Here is a 17,250-nt window from a genome sequence, read left to right on the forward strand (position 1 = left end):
TTTCGTGTAAATACGCCTCCGGAAGATCGCACAGGAGACTAGCACCGAATAGGGTTCCGGCGCAGTGGGAGGAACGCGATGATTAGCGTGATTACTGGGGCAAGTGCCGGGATCGGTGCCGCCGCGGCGGCCGAGCTTTCGCGCCGTGGCCATCGGGTCGTCCTCGTCGGGCGCGACGAGAGCCGGCTGAAGGCCGTGGCAGGGGCACTCAGCGGGCCCAAAGGCGAGGTGTTGACCTGCGATTTCGGCTCGCTGGACGACGTGCGCCGGTTGGCGGCCCTGCTGCGCGAACACTACGAGCGCATCGCGGTGCTCGCCAACAACGCGGGAGTGATGAGCCCACACCGGCGGATGACCCCGGACGGGCACGAGCTGATGGTTCAGGTCAACCATCTCGCGCCGTTCCTGCTGACCCATACCCTGGCCGATCGGGTGGACCGGGTGGTGACCACCTCGTCGCGGGCCGGGCGGAGCGGGCGGATCGACCCCGACGACCTGTCGCGCGAGGGCCGCAGGTGGAACGGCTGGCTGCAGTACGGCGACACCAAGCAGGCCAACGCCCTGTTCACCGTCGCGCTGGCCGACCGCGGGGTGGCCGCCACCTGCTTCCACCCGGGGCTGATCCGCACCGGGTTCGCCGGTGAGGCGCGGCTCATGCGGTTGTCCCTGGTGATACCGGGCTTCGCCAAGCCGCCCGAGCACGGTGCGCGCCCGCTGGTGCACCTGGCCACCCACCCCGACGGCGTGGAGCGGTCCGGCGGCTACTACTCCGGCGGGAGATTCGAGCGGGTGCCCTCGATGTCGGACCCGGAGCTGGCGGAGCGGCTCTGGAAGGCGAGCCTCGGCCTGGTGGGCGCCTGACCGCCCGGCCAGCGCGCACCGCCACGTCCTGGAGACCCTCATGCCGACAGCTCCGCGACGGCGCGGCAGGCGGCGGTGATGGCCGCGTCGGTCCGCGCGGCCGGGACCGCGTCGGAGCCCGCGATCGCGATCCTTCCGAACGGCCGGCGGGCGAGATCCGCCGGGAACGGGCCGTCGGGATAGAACGCGTGCCACGGCCGGCAGTATTCGGGCGCGTGACCGTGGCCCCACCGGTCGATCGTGATGGCCTCGATGTCGGCGGCCGGGTCGAAGCCGCCGGGGCTCAGCAGCCGGGCGAGCTGGTCCCGGACGGTGTATTCCAGATGGGCGTAGGGCGTTCTGAGCAGCGCGTGCCGTCCCGCGACGGCGCCCTGGGCGGGTCCCAGCCCCGACCGGCACGGCGTCGCGACCAGGCGCGCGGTGACCGGCCCGTCGGGGTCGGTCCGGGGGCCGAGCTCCGACAGGCACCAGTAGGCGCCCGTCCAGCGGGTGCGGTGCACGCCGACGCGCCGCCACGCCTCCCCGTCGCGCAGCCGTACGGTCGCCTGGAGCAGCGGCAGCTTGACCGCCTCCCGCAGCGCCCGCGTCTGGTCGTCGGGCAGGTCCGGGACCAGATGGGGGATGACCGTGTGCCAGCAGGCCATGATCACCGATCCGGCGCCGACGGTCCTGACCGCGTGCCCGTCGAAGTAGCCGACGGTGACCGACGACGCGGTGTCCGGCGGGCCGTCATGGTGCACCGAGACCACCGGGCTGGACAGCCGGAACCGGACCCGGGAGGCGGGCTGGTCCAGCCGGCGCCGGTCCGCCGTGTCGTGGTCCCGGCCGCCGGTGAAGCCGGGGATCATCCCGGCCAGCATCGTCCGGACCAGCGGCCGGCCGCCCTCCGGGAGGCAGTGGGCGTGCCGTGCGCCCCACTCCTTCTTCACGGTGGGCGAGTTGAACCGGGACGGCTTGCCGCGGTCCAGTCGCAGACCCTGGAAGCCCGGGTAGTCCCAGCCGTCCGCGCTGCCCCAGGCGTCGATCGCGCCGAACGCCCGTGAGTCGTAGGCCCACTCGGCGCTCGGCATGGTCCGGCAGAACCGTTCGACGTCGGGGTGCGCCCGGCAGACGTCGAGCAGGAAGGCGGAGTAGGTCAGGTCCGCCAGCCGCTCCTCCTTCCGCTCCCGCGACAGCCCGGGAAACCAGTCGGGCGGGTCCCGGTAGAGCGCCAGCAGGTCCCTCCTGGCCCGGTCGGCGATCGGCAGCCGGCCCACCCACTGCTCGGCCTCGATCTCCGGGGTGAAACAGATCAACCGCTCCGCCGGGAACGTCTCCCGGTCGCACAGGACGCTGTCGTACATGCCGAGCCCGTGGTAGTGCCGCCCGTCCGTCTCCCGCGTCCCGATGCCGAGCCGGTCCAGCAACTCCCTGCCCTCGGGGGTCCACACCGAGATCGAGCCGATCGGCGGCTCCTCGCCGAGCTCGTCGTGGTTGTCCAGGATGAGGACGCGGGCCCCCGGCTCGCGGCGCAGCCACTCGTGGGCCGCGCTCACCCCGCTGACGCCGCCGCCGACCACCACCAGGTCGTAGCTCTCGCCGGTGGGCTCCGGTACGCCCGCGTGCTGCCAGAAGCGGTCGTCGCGCAGCGCGTGCGGCACGCTGAGCGCGGTGGCGGTGTCGCCCCGCACGCCCGCCGGGACAGGCGCGGCACCGGCCGGTGACCCGGCGCCGGAGCAGCCCGTGGCCGCGCCCAGTGTCGCGACTCCCACGGTCATGGCGACGCCGTCGAAGAGGTCCCGCCGCGAAATCGGCCGGCTCATCCCGAGATCGCGAGCCCCACGCGGGTCGATGTCGCTCATACCACGAGCTTCGGGACTGTGAGCGAATATGGCACTACGCCGCGCAGCCTTTCGAGGAACTTTTTACGTGACCTATTACCGCGAATGCCCATTTGGAGTAGCGTCCGGAATATCGCGGCGGGGGGAGTCCGAGTGGTCGGCAAGCAGGGCCGTGTCACCGGCAGGATCGGCCCGGGTCTGGTCGGCGAGGTCATGATCCCGGTCAGGGGCGGGGTCGAGGCGTTCTACGCCCACCCGACCGTGGCCGACGAGGAGATCCCCGTTGGGACGATCGTGGTCGTCGTGGAGTACTTCCCGCCACGGACGGTCTATGTGGCCAGAGCACTCGCCTGAGGAGGCCCGAGATGTCCCCCGAGTTCTACGTGGTCGGCGGGGGCGTCCTCGTCGCCGTCATCGTGCTGATCTTGCTGTTCAAGGCCGTGTGGCGGGTGGCCGAGCCGAATGAGGCCCTGATCATCTCCGGCCTCGCCGCGCGTCGCCGGGGCGAGGGCGTCGACAGCCTCGGCTTCAAGATCATCACTGGCAAGGGTGCGGCGGTGCTCCCTGGCTTCCAGACGGCCCGCAGGCTCCGGCTGGACACGCGGGCCGCCAACCTCCAGGTCTCCTGCGTCACCCAGCAGGGCATCCCCGTGCACATCCGCGGCGTGGTGATCTACAAGGTCGGCGACGACCTGTCCTCGATCGCCAACGCCGCCCGCCGATTCCTCGACCAGCAGGACTTCATGACCGGCGCGATCCACGAGTTGTTCACCGGCCACCTGCGCTCGATCATCGGCAACCTGACCGTCGAGGACCTGATCCTCAACCGCGAGCGGCTGACCAGCGAGACCAGGGCGTCGGCGGCCGACGAGATGAGCAAGCTGGGCCTGATCGTCGACTCCCTGCAGATCCAGGAGATCGACGACGAGACCGGCTATATCGTCAACCTGGGCAAGCCGCACGCTGCCCGGGTGGCCGCCGTGGCCCGCATCGCCGAGGCCCAGCGCGACCAGGAGGCGACCGAGGCCGAGCAGGCCGCCCAGGCCCGCAAGGCGGCAGCCGTGCGTGAGGCGAAGATCCAGCAGGCCGGCTACCAGGCGGAGATCGACCAGGCGGCGGCCAAGTCCCGCCAGGCCGGGCCGCTGTCCGAGGCCACCGCCCGCCAGGAGGTCGTCGTCCAGGAGACCAGGGCCGCGGAGCTGGAGGCGCAGCTGTCGGAGCAGCGGCTGCAGTCGCAGGTGCGCAAGCCGGCCGACGCCAAGGCCTACGAGACCGTGACGCTCTCCCAGGCCCAGCGTGACGCCCGCATCGCCCAGGCCGAGGCCGAGGCGAGGGAGACCGAGTTGCGCGCCGTGGCGCAGGCGTCCCAGGTCAAGCAGGCCGCCGCCGCGGACGCCGAGTCCGTACGGCTGCGCGGCGAGGCGGCCGGCGCAGCCACCAAGATCACCGGCGAGGCGGAGGCTCAGGCGGCGCAGGCCCGCGGGCTGGCCCAGGCCGAGGCGGCCAAGGCGCTGGGCCTCGCGGAGGCGGAGGCGGCGCAGGCCAGGGGTCTGGCCGAGGCCGCTGCGATCAGGGCTCGGGCGCAGGCCCTGGCGGAGAACCAGGAGGCGGTCATTGCCCAGCAACTGGCCGAGCGCTGGCCGGAGGTCGTCGAGGCGGGCGCGAAGGCGTTCGGCGGCGTGGACCACATGGTGGTGCTCAACGGCGCGCAGGGCGTGGAGGAACTGCTGGCCAAAGCGCTCACGCTGGGCGGCACGGGGCTCGGGCTGGCCAGGGCGCTGCTCAACAACGCGGCCTCGAACAGCGCGACCGCGACCGGCGTGACACCGAATGGGGCGGAAGCCGAAAAGGCCCGTAGAACCGCTGAATCCAGCGAATAGCGACGTTGGTCGGCTGCCCGCCGGGCAGCTCCTCTAGCGTTTCTCCATATGCTGACAGCGCGAAATACGAAATCCATTTCCAAGGCATTTTCTGGCATATGTCTGGGCGCTTTGCTACTTGCGGGCTGCTCGTCCAGTAGGGCCGCCGAGCCCGTCGCGAATCCCACGCCCGCCACCCCCTCCGCGTCTCCCATCGAGGCGGGCCGGCTCCGCGCGGCCCTGCTGCCCGCGCCCGAGGGCATGCGCGTCGTCCACGGGCCCGAGACGGGCGCGTTCGGGTCGCTCGAATCGACCAAGAAAGGGCTCGCCGCCGCGCGCCAGGTCAGGCTGGCCCGGCCCGAGTGCGCCGGCGCCGCCCAGCTCGACGCCGGCGAGCCCGCCCTCGCCAACGCCCCCGCCGCCGTCGTCGCCTACGCCTCCGCCAAGGGGTCGATCACCCAGGCGCTGGTCGCGATGCCCTCGCCGGTCTTCCCGCCGCCGCTGCCCGCGCAGTGCGCCGACTATACGGCCGACGTCGAGGGCACCCGGGTGACCTACGGCACCCGGGAGCTGGCCATGCCCAAGCAGGGCGACGAGTCGCGCGCCTACCTCACCACGGCGGTCGGCGGCGGCCAGAACGCCCAGGTCGGGTCCGTGGTGATCCGGCGCGGCGGCGTGATCCTCAGCCTGCTCGTCGTGGGCCGGAAGGTGAAGTCCGGCGGCCTGTTCGAGCTCGCCCAGGTGGCCGACCGGCAGCTCGCCAGGATCACCCGATAGCCGTCAGATCAGCACGTGGTCGTCGGGGCGGCCGACGAAGGAGAACTGGGCGTTCCTGGTCAGCTTGATGTGGTCGGCCTGCCAGGTGTGCATGCTCGCGTCGGCGCCGCGCCAGTAGACGAAGTTGAAGCGGTCGGCCGAGTAGATCTTGACGCTGTCCTCCTTCAGCCTGCGGACGAGGTGGGTGTCCTCGCCACGGGTGAGGTCGGGGAAGCCGTACGAACGGAACATCTCGGCCTTGCCGAGGAACGTGCCGCCCTGGACGAGGAACGAGTAGCGGTGCTCCAGGCCGGGCAGGCGGAGCATGGTGGTGTTGCGGCCCTCGAAGTAGGCGTAGTGCGCGCCCTTGCCGACCAGCTCCGCGTCCGTGTAGTCGAAGGCCCGGGCCAGGTCCGACAGGTAGTGCTCGCCGTACAGGTTGTCGTCGTCCATCTTGGCGATCAGCTCACCCTCGGCGGCGGCGATGCCCAGGTTCATGCAGGCGCCCAGCGACAGCTCGGCGGCGGCGGGGAGCACCACGACGTCGGAGACGCCCGCCATGCGCGCCTTGTCGGCCACCACGACGGGGTCGATGTCGAGCCCGTGCAGCACCATGACGAGCTGCAGCGGCCGGTGGATCTGCTTGGCCACCGAGGAGATCGCGTGCTCGATGTGGGAGGCGCGGTTGGTGGGCAGCACCACCGAGATCGAGCGTGACCGGGGGCGCACGGGCCGGCCGAGCAGCTGGAGGATCTGGTCCACCCGGTGGGAGAACAGGTGCTTGTCGAACACCTCGCGCATGGCCAGGTGGCCCATCCGGGCCCGCAGCTCGGGGCTGTTGATCAGGTGCAGCACCTGGTTGTACGACTCGACCGGTTCGCGGGCGATGGGCACCAGGTCGCCGAACGTCTCCTCGATCGCCCTCGACCAGCCCGAGACGACCGGGGTGGAGCAGGCCGACAGCTCGAAGACGCGGCGCGCGCACATCGTGGGCGAGTCGAGCACCGAGTTGACGTTGAGGAAGACCTTGTACATCCGGTAGGCGGCGAGCATCTGGTCGTAGGGGAGCTCGCCCACGATGTGCGGGCGGTACTTCTCCGGCCAGGCGTACTTCTCGTCGACCTCGCCGTTGCGGGCGAAGATGTGCAGGCCCAGCTCGCGCACCGGGTCGAGGACGACCTCCATCTGCTCGCGCCGCTCGGGGTGCTTGTCGCGGAAGTACATCCCGGCGAAGACCACGTCGTGCAGCCGGCCCTGCTTCTGCTGGATCGGGTTGTGCACGCGGGGCTGGGCGGCGAACTGCAGCACGTCCACCCGGTCGTGGCCCAATATTTCCCGATATTTCGGCACCATGTCACCGTCGCAGGTGAACACGTAGTCGAACAGCTTGGCCGTGTCGATGAAGAAGTCGAAGTTGGGCGGGTCCTCCTTGTTCCAGAAGACCGTCGGGATGCCCTCGGCCCGGCACCACGCCACCAGGTCGCGCAGCGGCTCCTTGGGCGCGTTGGTGCCGGTCATCTGGTAGCGCCAGCGGCCCTGGTTGCCGTGCCAGGCCGACTCGCAGAACAGCAGGTCGGGCCGCTTGTCGGCGAAGATCTCCGGCCAGTCCTTGAGCCCGAACTCGATCTGGTCCCACTCGTACCGGAACGCCATCCGGGAGAAGTCGTCGAGGATCACCGCGACGCGCAGGCCGGGCCGGTTCACCGGACCGGCCGGCCACTTCACCGCGGGCACCTCGACCGGAGGCGGCCGGTGGCCGGCCACCTCGACCGCCTCGCTGACCGGCACGGGCGGCTTGGGCGCCCGGTCCTTGGACCTGACCGCCTCCAGCACCTTGCCGGGGCTCTTGGAGCCGATCGCCTCGCCGAGCTTGAACGTCCGCTTGGCCTGGGTGGCCTCCAGCTTCCAGGACGCGTAGGCGGCCCGGGCCTCGGCGATCTCCAGGCGCCGCCGGAGCTCCCTGATCTCCGCCTCGTAGCGCTCGACGAGCTTGCGCTCCTCAGGCAACCAGTTGACGGGGCCGAGCCGCTGGTACGTGGGCTCGTCGGGGGTTTCGGCCATGGGGATGCTCGCCTATCGCTTAGCGGAGGTATGTCATGTTACGACGTAACCCGTACGGAATGGGCGGCTATTCGGAACGCGTGCCCTGGGCAGCCGGCGAGAGGTTGTCCCCCTTGAGCCAGGCCGAGATCACCCGGGCGATGCGCGGCCCGGCGGCGCCGTCCCAGAGCGGGGGCAGCTCCCCGGACGGCGTCGAGGCCCCGTCGGCCAGCGCCTTCTCCGCGGCGGCGGGCAGCAGCGCCGGCGTGACCAGGCGGTTCGTGCCATGGGTGATCGTGATCGGCCGCTCGGTGTTGGGCCGGACGGTCAGGCACGGCACCCCCAGCATGGTCGTCTCCTCCTGGACACCGCCCGAGTCGGTCACGACCAGCGCGGACCCGCGCACCAGCGACAGGAAGTCCACGTAGCCGAGCGGATCCACGACCCTGACCGAGGACCCGTCGACCAGCCCGGCCTCCGCCAGCCGGGTGCGTCCCCTGGGATGGATCGGCACCACGACCGGGATCTGCCGCGCGACCTCCAGCACCGACGAGACCAGCTCGCGCGCGGCCTCCGGGGTGTCCACGTTCGCCGGCCGGTGCAGCGTCGCCACGGCATAGCGAGCCGGTATGCCGAGCCGCGCCACCACGGGGCCCGGGTCCAGCGACGGCAGCGCCGAGAACAGGCTGTCGATCATGGGGTTGCCCACCAGGTGCACCTTCGAGGCGGGCACGCCCTCGGCCGCCAGGTGCGACAGGGCGTCGGGGGAGGTGGCGAAGAGCAGGTCGGACAGGGAGTCGGTGACGATCCTGTTGACCTCCTCGGGCATGCCGCGGTCGAACGAGCGCAGCCCCGCCTCCACGTGCGCGGTGCGGACGCCCAGCTTGGCGCAGACGAGGATGGCGGCCAGGGTCGAGTTGACGTCGCCGTAGACCACGACCAGGTCGGGGTCCTGCCCGAGGACGATCTCCTCCAGGCCGACCAGCAGGGCCGCGGTCTGCTTGGCGTGGGTGCCCGAGCCGACCCCCAGGTTCGCCACGGGCTCGGGCAGGCCGAGGTCGGCGAAGAACACGTCGGACATCAGCGCGTCGTAGTGCTGGCCGGTGTGAATGATGCCCTGCCGCACGCCGAGTTCGCCGAGGGCCCGCACCACCGGGGCCGCTTTCACGAAGTTGGGACGCGCTCCCAGCACGTGCAGGACCAGGGGGTTCTCCCTCATTGACCTCGCCTTTCATAGCGGAAGGGAAAAAACGCTGCCTATGGTACGGTCACCGCGTGGCATCCGACGCCAGTCGTCCAGACTCCCCCAGAGTTTCCGCCAAGTCCGCGCGTGCCGGTGTCGGTGGGCTTCTGAAGGGATTCGTCCGGCATCCGATCATCGTCTCCCGCGTCGTCTTCACGAAGGTGAAGTCCGATCCGGTGCGCGTCGCGCAGGCCGCCGCCGACGCCCTTCCGTCGCGGCTCCGCCCGGTCGTCGGGAAGGTCGCCTGGCCGGCCGCCCGCCGGGCAAGGCTGGCGGTCCGGAAGTTCGGCATGCGGATGATCCGGGCGCCGTGGAACGAGGCGAAGGAGCACTGGGAGGCCGGCCGCGTCAGCCAGGCCGCCGAGGTGCTCGACGCCCACGCCAAGTACCCCTTCGTCAAGCGCCGGGCCGCCTACTACCGGGGCGAGCTGGCCGCGATCAGCCCCGATCCCATCCCGCCCGGGCCCAAGGTGGCCGTCGGCGAGCGGGTCGAGGGCCGGGTGCTCCACTGCGTGACCAACGCCCTGCCCTACACCCAGGCCGGCTACACGGTCAGGACCCACCGCATCGTCACCGCGCAGCGGGCCGCCGGCCTCGATCCGCACGTGGTGACCAGCTGGGGCTGGCCGATGTTCCAGGGCCACGCCGACGCGGCGCCGTACGAGGAGATCGACGGCATCCCCTACCACCGGCTGCTGCCCGACGGGCACGGCGAGATGCCGTTCGAGATGCGTGGCCGCATGGTCAAGGGAGCCGAGGCGGTCACCGAGCTGGTCGCCGAGCTGCGGCCCCGGATCCTCCACGCGGCGACCGACCACCGCAACGGCTCCGTGGCCCACGCCGTGCGCGAGCGCACCGGCACCCCCTACGTCTACGAGGTGCGCGGCTTCCTGGAGGAGACCTGGGCCTCGCGCGACCCGATCCGGGTCGGCAGCCAGCGGCACGTGCTGCAGCGCGAGCGCGAGGCGTTCCTGATGCGCGAGGCCGACGCGGTCGTCACGCTGGCCGAGACGATGGCCACCGAGATCGTCGAGCGGGGCGTGCCGAGGGAGCGGATCTTCCTGGCGCCCAACGCGGTCGACGACTCGCTGCTCACCGCCCACTACGATGGCGCGTCGTTCAGGTCGGCCATGGGCATCGGCGCCGACGAGGTCGTGGTCGGCTCGGTGTCGAGCATCGTGGCCTACGAGGGGTTCGCGACGCTGCTGCGGGCCGCGGCGCTGCTGCGCGACGAAGGCGCGCCGGTGCGGGTGCTCATCGTGGGCGACGGCACCGAACGCGACAACCTGCTGGCCCTCGTCGAGGACCTGGGGCTGAAGAGCGCCATCCTGCCGGGCCGGGTCGGCCCCGACGAGGCGCTGCAGGCCCAGGAGGCCATCGACATCTTCGCCTGCCCGCGCGAGGACCTCCGCGTCTGCCGGCTCGTCACGCCGCTGAAGCCCGTCGAGGCGATGGCGCTCGGCAAGCCCGTCGTGCTCAGCGATCTGCCCGCGCTGTCCGAGCTCGTCGGCTCCGACGGCGCCGGCCTCCTGGTGCCGCCCGGCGACCCGGCCGCGCTCGCCAAGGCGATCGCCGGGCTGCGTGAGGATCCGGCCAGGCGCGCCGAGATGGGCGAGGCCGGACGGGCCGAAGTGGCGGCCAAGCGCACGTGGAGCCGCGTTGCCGAGACTTACCGATCTCTCTACCGAACTCTTGCCGAACGATGACCTCCCGATTGGCTGTCTGTTGTGACAGGTTCGGTCGCATTAGGCGTGAGCTAGGTGGACTTGAGATAACCTTTGCGACCATGAAGTGTTGTTTCCGGCTCTCCAAGGTACAGCTGTGACAGAAATCGACTTGGCTGTCATCGGCTTGGGGTACGTCGGCATGCCGCTCGCGAAGGAAGCGGTGGCCGCCGGGCTCCGGGTCGTCGGCGTGGACGTCGACCCCCGCAAGGTCGACGCGCTCAACGCCGGGCAGTCCTACATCGATGACCTGACCGACGCCGACCTCGATCACATGCTGGCCAGCGGTTTCCGCGCCACGCTCGACGAGTCGGTGCTGGCCGCGAGCAACACGATCGTCATCTGCGTGCCGACCCCGCTGGACGAGGACCACCGACCGGATCTGTCCGCCGTCGAAGGGGCGACCTCGACCGTCGCCCGCAACCTGACCAAGGGCACGCTCGTCGTGCTCGAGTCCACCACCTGGCCGGGCACCACCGACGAGGTGGCCCGCCCGCTGCTCGAAAGCTCGGGCCTGGTCGCGGGCGTCGACTTCCACCTGGCCTTCTCGCCCGAGCGGATCGACCCGGGTAACCCCAAGTTCGGCCTGCGCAACACTCCCAAAGTGGTCGGCGGCTACACCACGACCTGCCGCAACCGGGCGAGCGCCTTCTACGGCCAGTTCATCGAGCAGGTCGTGACCGTCAGCGGCACCCGCGAGGCCGAGATGGCCAAGCTGCTGGAAAACACCTACCGGCACGTCAACATCGCGCTCGTCAACGAGATGGCGATCTTCTGCGACGAGCTGGGGATAGACCTGTGGGAGTCGATCGAGGCCGCGGCCACCAAGCCGTTCGGCTTCCAGAAGTTCCTGCCCGGGCCCGGAGTCGGCGGCCACTGCATCCCCGTCGACCCGTCCTACCTGTCCTACACGGTGCGCAAGCTCGGCTACCCGTTCCGGTTCGTCGAGCTGGCCCAGGAGATCAACGAGCGGATGCCGTCCTACGTGGTGGCCCGCGTGCAGCGATTGCTCAACAGGCAAAAGAAGCCTGTGAACGGCGCCAGAGTCGTTATGCTCGGCGTTACCTACAAACCGGACATCGCCGACGAACGTGAGACCCCGGCCCTACCCGTGGCGCGTGCGCTGCTGGAGTTGGGCGCCGAGCTCTCGTTCGCCGACCCGCATGTCAAGGAGTGGTCGGTTGACGGCACACCCGTGCCGCGTGAAGAGGATCTGGCCGAGGCCGTGGTCGGCGCCGACGTGACACTGCTGCTCCAGCAGCACGCCGCGTTCGACCTGGACATGGTCGAAGCCAAGGCTCGGCTCGTGCTCGACACCCGCGGTGTTCTCACCGAGGGTGAACGCGTCGAGCGGCTGTAGCGACGGAGGGCTGCGCGCAGTGCACGTGCTCGTCATGACGGTGGTGCATAACCCCGAGGATGCGAGGATCTTGCATCGGCAGATCCGCGCCCTCGTGGATGCCGGTCATGAGGTCACGTATGCGGCTTCCTTCACGGCTCACGGGGTCGTGCCACGACCGTGGGTCACCGGCGTCGATCTGCCTCGGGCCGCCCAGCGCAAACGCGTCGCGGCCGTCTGGGCCGCCCGCCGGGTGTTCAAGCGGATGCGCGGCAAGGTCGACCTGGTGCTGATCCACGACCCCGAGCTGCTGTTCGCCGTCTGGGGCGTGCGCAACAGCCCGCCCGTCGTCTGGGACGTGCACGAGGACACCCCGGCGACGCTCTCGCTCAAGCCGTGGCTGCCCTCGCCGCTGCGCCCGCCCGTCCGCTTCCTGGCCCGCATGCTGGAGAGCACGGCCGAGCGCCACATGCACCTGCTGCTGGCCGAGACGGCCTACGCGGGCAGGTTCAAGCACGCCCACCTGATAGTGCCGAACGAGACGTGGGTGCCCGACTCGGTCACCCCGCCGGGCGACGACCGGGTGGTCTACCTGGGTTGGCTGTCGCGGGCGCGCGGCGTGCTGGAGTCCATCGAGGTGGCCCGGCTGCTGCAGCCGTACCGGGTGGCGGTGGAGCTGATCGGCTACGCCGACCCGCAGAGCCGCCCGCTGCTCAACCAGGCCGTCGCCGAGGGCTTGCTGGAGTGGCGCGACTTCATGCCCAACGACGAGGCCCTGAAGCGGCTCGACGGCGCGCTGGCCGGGCTCTCGCTGCTGCACGACGAGCCCAACTACCGGCACTCGATGCCCACCAAGATCGTCGAGTACATGGCGCACGGCATCCCCGTCATCACGACTCCGTCCCCCCGCGCGGTCGAGCTGGTCGAGCGGTACGAGAGCGGCGTCGTGGTGCCCTGGGAGGACCCCAAGGCCGTGGCACAGGCCGTGCTCACCCTGCGGGACGACGTACGCGAGCGGCGGGCGCAGGGCGCGCGCGGCTACGCGTCGGCCCGTGCCAACCACCACTGGCCGAACTCGGCCAAGCGGTTCGTGGCTCAGCTCGAAGCCTGGGCCGGGGTGCTGAAATAGCGGCTTATCTCTGGCAGATCCCGAGGGCGGTAGGTTCCTAGCGTGCGCTGGCTCTTTGTGTTCCTGGGCGCAGTGATCCTGGCCGCCGTGGCGGCCGTGATCGTCGTCCTTCCCGATGACCCTCCGTCCAAGAACGTCAGCCGGCAGGTCACCGCGACACCGACCCGCACCGACCCCACCCCGCAGGTGAGCGAGTTCACCGACCCGTGCGGCACCTTCGACACCGGCGAGAAGGCCCCCTACGCCGTCACCGGCTACTGGATCACGCCCAAGTCCAACCCCTGCACCTGGCGCAAGCAGCTGCAGGAGATCCACAGCCTCGGCGGCGACACGGTGATCAGGATCGGGTACGGCCTGCAGTACCGCACCCTTGACGCCCGGGGCCGCGTCCTGGCCAAGGACGGCGCGGTCGACGCGCTCTACAAGCCGTGCGAGGAGGACGGGCTCACCTGCCACGACGCGGCCGTGCGCGACCTCAAGGAGGCCAACCCGGGCAACCGGATCGCCCGCACGTACGTCTACCGCACCGACGAGGCGTTCGGCCCCGACCTGTTCCGCTGCGCCCGGATGGAACGCTCGATTCCGGCGGGCCAGCGCGTCTACTACCGGGTGCTGGCCCCCATGGACGGCTCCGACGACGCCACCTGCGACTTCAGCAAGGCCAAGCCGTACGACCTGATCCTCATCGCGGGCGCGGCCGAGGACAGCCTGACCGAGCTGCTCGGGCTGGGCGACCGGTTCGGCCTGCGGGTCTTCCCCGCGCTGCCGCTCGCGCCGCGTGACCCGGACGTGCCGACCCGGGCCAACCCCAAGCACCTCGGCACGCTGACCACGCTGACCCGCCGCATCCTGCAGGACTACGGTGTGCGCTTCGCCGACCGGGCCTCGCTCGGCGGCGTCTACCAGCCGTTCGAGGTGCAGATGTCGAGCACGCTGGTCTCCAACCCCACGCTGAGGGTCTACGCCGACCAGCACACGATCGTGGAGCAGGAGCTGCCCGACAAGCCCATCCTGATCAGCCCCTACCTCGACGCGCGCAAGCGGGTCGCCTTCGGCCAGACGCCCAAGCAGGTGGCCGACGGCTTCAGGGCGCTGGCCCAGACCGGGGTCGGCATCATCGCGCCGCAGGACAGCCGGGGCACCGGCAAGGTGGGCCTGTTCTGGCCGGACGAGCGCGGCCAGGAGGTGGACGAACGGCTCCGCCCCGTCGTGGGGGAGAGCACGTACGGCACCGCCTACCACGGCTCGACGCGCGACTACTACCGCGAGATGTCGCTGGCCCGCGAGGAGATGCTGGAGGCCGGCCACGAGGTGCAGCTGTGGGCCAACGTCGAGGCGTTCGAGCCGTCGGGCGACCAGCCGTGCGCCGCCAGCGGCACCCGCGGCAAGACCGACAAGAAGCGCCTCGACCAGGCCGTCACCATGGCCGGCCGCTACGTCCAGAAGATCGTCTCGTACATGTGGAGCGATTTCATGACGTGCGGCTCGCCGTCCCTGGAGGCCGAGGTCACGAAGGACTGGGGCCGGCCGATCGCGGTGGACGCGATCCGGCGCGGGCGCGACGTCCAGGACGGCGTCGAGGTGCGCGGCTACAACCTCAAGGACGGCACGGTCACCGTGGAATGGGCGGGCGGCTCCATGGACCTCGACGTGGCCACCACCGGCTGGCTCGACGACGCCCCGCTGGAGGAGCTGCCCGAGGGCATGCAGACGGCCTGGGTGCCGTTCGACTGGGGGCGGGCGCAGCCCGGCGAATGGCTCAGGATCGGCGTCAGGCTCCCCTCGGGGCAGGAGACCACGGAGCGGTTGCACGTTCGTGTCGGCACCTGAGCGGGCCGCTGAGTGTAACGTGCCTGCCATGGTTCCGTGCGTGCCGGTCAGCGTCGACCTGGTCGTGCTGACCGTGCGAGGCCAGGCGCTGTGCGCGCTCGTCTGGCGCCGCGACAACCCGCCGTTCCTGCGGCGCTGGTCGCTGCCGGGCGGCTTCGTCCAGCTCGACGAGGACCTCCCGGCCGCCGCCCACCGCATCCTGAGCGAGCGGGCCGGCCTCCCGGGCGCCCCGGTGCACCTGGAGCAGCTCCAGACCTACGGCTATCCCGACCGCGACCCCCGCCAGCGGGTCGTGAGCGTCGCCTACCTGGGGCTGGCACCCGACCTGCCGGCCTCCGAGCAGGCCCACATGAGCTGGCGTCCGCTCGGCGAGCTGGCCGTGATGGCCTTCGACCACCGCCGCATCGTGCTCGACGGCATCGAGCGGGCCCGGGCCAAGCTCGAATACACCTCGCTGGGCGCCGCGTTCTGCCCCCCGGAGTTCACCGTGGCCGACCTGCGCAGGGTGTACGAGATCGTCTGGGGGCGATCCCTCGACCCGCGCAACTTCCACCGCAAGGTCACCAAGGCCGAAGGCTTCCTGGTGGAGACCGGCGCCACCACCACCCGCGACGGCGGCCGCCCGGCCAAGCTCTACCGCCGCGGCCCCGCCGAGCTCCTCCACCCCCCGATGCTCCGCTCCCTCAAGGTCTGACCTCTCCAGCCGGTTGCCGAGCCAGGACTGGACGAAGTGACGAGTTCGAGCTAGGCGAAGTGACGAGTTTCTTCTGGACGAAGTGACGAGTTCAAGGCGGACGAAATGCCCCGCTCCTGATCGATGAGGTGCAGCGAGCCGATGATCCGCTCGTTCTGACCATCAAGCGCGCGGTCGATCAGGATCGCAGCCGCGGCCAGTTCATCCTGTCCGGCTCTGCCCAATTCCTGACCGTCCCCAGACTGTCAGAGTCCTTGGCGGGTCGGGCGGCATTCCTCGATCTATGGCCCTTCTCGATGGCAGAACGCACGTCGGGGCCGTCTGACTTCTGCGACCTGCTGTTCACCGAGCCCGGCGCTCTGCGGTCAGGGTCGCTCTCCCCGTGGACCCGGAGCGACTATCTCGATCTCGTCTGCGGAGGGAGCTATCCCGAGGCGATCACCATGCCCGTGCGGGAGCGTAGGGAGTGGTTCGACGCCTACCTGCGCACGGTCATCTCCCGGGTTGTCCGAGAGTTCGCCCACATCCAGCACGGAGAGTCGACACCACGGCTCCTGGCCCTCCTCGCCGCGCGTGCGGGCAGCACTTCGGAGATCGCCGACTGCGCTGGATGCGCGACTCGATCGGCGACCGTTTCGCCGCCGGAGTCGTCCTGCACCTCGGCGACCAGAGCGTGTCCCTGGGCGACGACATCCAGATGCTTCCTCTGTCGGCCCTGTGGGGCACGCTCGCATTTCGTGAACCGACATCGATGTCACGGACGTGCGTGTCACCGACATTCGACGTGGGTGAAGTCGCCGGGGTGGGGATGCCGCTTGGGCCGGCTGCTCATAAGGTGAGGGCATGCCTCGTTTTCGCCCGATCCTCGACACGATGCCGGCCTACAAGCCGGGCAAGGCCGTGGCCGCTTCCGACGGCCGCTCGTACAAACTCTCCTCCAACGAATCGCCCTACGACCCGCTGCCGTCGGTGCTGGAGGCGATCACCGAGGGGGCGCGGCAGATCCACCGCTATCCCGACCCGGGCGCCACCAAGCTGACCGAGGCCCTCGCGGAGCGGTTCGCGGTGCCGGTCGAGCACGTCGCGCTCGGCGCGGGCTCGGTCACCGTGGCGCAGCAGCTGTTCGAGACCGTGGGCGAGCCGGACGTCGAGGTCGTCTACGCCTGGCGGTCGTTCGAGGCCTACCCGCTGCTGGCCGACCTGGCCGGTGTGCGGTCCGTGCGGGTGCCGCTGGCCGGCGAGGACCACGACCTCGACGCCATGGCCGAGGCGATCACCGAGCGGACACGCATGGTCTTCGTGTGCAACCCCAACAACCCGACCGGCACCGCGATCCGCCGGGCGGAGCTGACGGCCTTCCTCGACCGGGTGCCCGACGACGTGCTGGTGGTGCTCGACGAGGCCTACCACGAGTACGTACGCGACGAGGACGTGCCCGACGGCCTCACCCTCTATCGCGACCGGCCCAACGTCTGCGTGCTGCGCACGTTCTCCAAGGCGTACGGGCTGGCGGGGCTACGGGTCGGCTACCTGGTGGGGCACGAGCCGGTGGCCGCTGCGGTGCGCAAGACGACCATCCCGTTCGCCGTCAACCACCTCGCCCAGGTCGCGGCCATCGCCTCGCTGCGGGCCGAGGACGAGTTGCTGGAGCGGGTCGACATCGTGGTCAAGGAGCGCACCCGGGTGCGTGAGGCGCTGATCGCCCAGGGCTGGGCCATCCCGCCCACCGAGGCCAACTTCGTCTGGCTCCGGCTCGGCGACCGCACCCTCGACTTCGCCGCGGCCTGCGCGGTCGAGGGCGTCGCCGTGCGGCCGTTCGCCGGTGAGGGGGCCCGGGTGTCCATCGGCGACCCCGAGGCCAACGACGCCTTCCTGACCGCCGCCGCGGCCTTCGCCACCTGACCCACCCCGGCCCGCCGACCGTGCCGTCCGGGCCGTGCCGTCCGGGCCGCCGT

General features: G+C 70.8%; 15 protein-coding genes. 11 read left to right on the forward strand and 4 right to left on the reverse strand.

The genetic code is table 11. The features are described 5' to 3' along the window. The first annotated feature begins 78 nt into the window (after positions 1–78). Positions 79–861, forward strand: coding sequence for an SDR family NAD(P)-dependent oxidoreductase (locus AB0C16_RS27900; RefSeq protein WP_357686931.1), 783 nt, complete (start codon positions 79–81; stop codon positions 859–861). A gap of 38 nt (positions 862–899) precedes the next feature. Here the strand turns inward: AB0C16_RS27900 and AB0C16_RS27905 are convergent, their stop codons facing one another. Continuing rightward, positions 900–2,702 carry an NAD(P)-binding protein gene (locus AB0C16_RS27905; protein ID WP_357686932.1) on the reverse strand — a complete coding sequence of 601 codons (1,803 nt, stop codon included), beginning with the start codon at positions 2,700–2,702 and terminating at the stop codon, positions 900–902. Positions 2,703–2,834: 132 nt separating this feature from the next. Here AB0C16_RS27905 and AB0C16_RS27910 point away from each other — a divergent pair, with 132 nt between their 5' ends. The 3 genes from AB0C16_RS27910 to AB0C16_RS27920 all read left to right on the forward strand — a co-directional run bounded on the left by AB0C16_RS27910 (position 2,835) and on the right by AB0C16_RS27920 (position 5,317). After that, positions 2,835–3,035 (forward strand): hypothetical protein, encoded by a 201-nt coding sequence (locus AB0C16_RS27910; RefSeq protein ID WP_357686933.1) that lies wholly within the window; start codon positions 2,835–2,837, stop codon positions 3,033–3,035. An 11-nt stretch (positions 3,036–3,046) separates the two neighbouring features. Continuing rightward, on the forward strand, positions 3,047–4,561 hold the full coding sequence (locus tag AB0C16_RS27915; protein ID WP_357686934.1) for an SPFH domain-containing protein: 1,515 nt from the start codon (positions 3,047–3,049) through the stop codon (positions 4,559–4,561). Positions 4,562–4,672: 111 nt separating this feature from the next. Beyond that, the gene (locus AB0C16_RS27920) at positions 4,673–5,317 is read left to right on the forward strand and encodes a hypothetical protein (protein ID WP_357686935.1); all 645 of its coding nucleotides are present in this window, start codon (positions 4,673–4,675) and stop codon (positions 5,315–5,317) included. A 3-nt stretch (positions 5,318–5,320) separates the two neighbouring features. Here AB0C16_RS27920 and AB0C16_RS27925 read toward each other — a convergent pair whose 3' ends face one another. Further along, positions 5,321–7,357: a glycosyltransferase gene (locus tag AB0C16_RS27925; protein WP_357686936.1), complete on the reverse strand. Its 2,037-nt coding sequence runs from the start codon at positions 7,355–7,357 to the stop codon at positions 5,321–5,323. Between the two features lie 67 nt (positions 7,358–7,424). Further along, the gene (gene wecB, locus AB0C16_RS27930) at positions 7,425–8,555 is read right to left on the reverse strand and encodes a UDP-N-acetylglucosamine 2-epimerase (non-hydrolyzing) (protein WP_357686937.1); all 1,131 of its coding nucleotides are present in this window, start codon (positions 8,553–8,555) and stop codon (positions 7,425–7,427) included. A 185-nt stretch (positions 8,556–8,740) separates the two neighbouring features. On the opposite strand from wecB, the gene AB0C16_RS27935 reads away from it, so the two are divergent. The 5 genes from AB0C16_RS27935 to AB0C16_RS27955 all read left to right on the forward strand — a co-directional run bounded on the left by AB0C16_RS27935 (position 8,741) and on the right by AB0C16_RS27955 (position 15,295). Next, entirely contained in the window at positions 8,741–10,285 is a 1,545-nt protein-coding gene (locus tag AB0C16_RS27935) for a glycosyltransferase family 4 protein (protein WP_357686938.1), read from the forward strand. A gap of 115 nt (positions 10,286–10,400) precedes the next feature. Beyond that, entirely contained in the window at positions 10,401–11,663 is a 1,263-nt protein-coding gene (locus AB0C16_RS27940; RefSeq protein WP_357686939.1) for a nucleotide sugar dehydrogenase, read from the forward strand. A 19-nt stretch (positions 11,664–11,682) separates the two neighbouring features. Beyond that, the gene (locus AB0C16_RS27945) at positions 11,683–12,771 is read left to right on the forward strand and encodes a glycosyltransferase (RefSeq protein WP_357686940.1); all 1,089 of its coding nucleotides are present in this window, start codon (positions 11,683–11,685) and stop codon (positions 12,769–12,771) included. Between the two features lie 42 nt (positions 12,772–12,813). Then, positions 12,814–14,601, forward strand: a complete 1,788-nt coding sequence (locus AB0C16_RS27950) for a DUF4434 domain-containing protein (protein ID WP_357686941.1) — start codon at positions 12,814–12,816, stop codon at positions 14,599–14,601. Positions 14,602–14,629: 28 nt separating this feature from the next. Next, positions 14,630–15,295 carry an NUDIX domain-containing protein gene (locus tag AB0C16_RS27955; RefSeq protein WP_357686942.1) on the forward strand — a complete coding sequence of 222 codons (666 nt, stop codon included), beginning with the start codon at positions 14,630–14,632 and terminating at the stop codon, positions 15,293–15,295. Between the two features lie 50 nt (positions 15,296–15,345). On the opposite strand, the gene AB0C16_RS27960 is transcribed toward AB0C16_RS27955, so the two are convergent. Then, positions 15,346–15,519 (reverse strand): hypothetical protein, encoded by a 174-nt coding sequence (locus AB0C16_RS27960; RefSeq protein WP_357687053.1) that lies wholly within the window; start codon positions 15,517–15,519, stop codon positions 15,346–15,348. Here AB0C16_RS27960 and AB0C16_RS27965 point away from each other — a divergent pair. Together AB0C16_RS27965 and hisC are read left to right on the forward strand one after the other, a co-directional pair. Then, positions 15,457–16,134 carry an AAA family ATPase gene (locus AB0C16_RS27965; RefSeq protein WP_357687041.1) on the forward strand — a complete coding sequence of 226 codons (678 nt, stop codon included), beginning with the start codon at positions 15,457–15,459 and terminating at the stop codon, positions 16,132–16,134. The genes AB0C16_RS27960 and AB0C16_RS27965 overlap by 63 nt on opposite strands. 4 nt (positions 16,135–16,138) lie before the next feature. Then, positions 16,139–17,197: a histidinol-phosphate transaminase gene (gene hisC / locus AB0C16_RS27970; RefSeq protein ID WP_357686943.1), complete on the forward strand. Its 1,059-nt coding sequence runs from the start codon at positions 16,139–16,141 to the stop codon at positions 17,195–17,197. Positions 17,198–17,250 lie beyond the last annotated feature (53 nt).

Origin of the sequence: Nonomuraea sp. NPDC048916 (assembly GCF_040649575.1) — a bacterium.
Lineage (GTDB): Bacteria > Actinomycetota > Actinomycetes > Streptosporangiales > Streptosporangiaceae > Nonomuraea.

Bases quoted from the DNA above. Each gene is read 5' to 3' on its own strand.
- AB0C16_RS27900 (WP_357686931.1), top strand. From the start codon at position 79: ATGATTAGCGTGATTACTGGGGCAAGTGCCGGGATCGGTGCCGCCGCG.
- wecB (WP_357686937.1), bottom strand. From the start codon at position 8,555: ATGAGGGAGAACCCCCTGGTCCTGCACGTGCTGGGAGCGCGTCCCAAC.
- AB0C16_RS27915 (WP_357686934.1), top strand. From the start codon at position 3,047: ATGTCCCCCGAGTTCTACGTGGTCGGCGGGGGCGTCCTCGTCGCCGTC.
- hisC (WP_357686943.1), top strand. From the start codon at position 16,139: ATGCCTCGTTTTCGCCCGATCCTCGACACGATGCCGGCCTACAAGCCG.
- AB0C16_RS27925 (WP_357686936.1), bottom strand. From the start codon at position 7,357: ATGGCCGAAACCCCCGACGAGCCCACGTACCAGCGGCTCGGCCCCGTC.
- AB0C16_RS27955 (WP_357686942.1), top strand. From the start codon at position 14,630: ATGGTTCCGTGCGTGCCGGTCAGCGTCGACCTGGTCGTGCTGACCGTG.
- AB0C16_RS27905 (WP_357686932.1), bottom strand. From the start codon at position 2,702: ATGAGCGACATCGACCCGCGTGGGGCTCGCGATCTCGGGATGAGCCGG.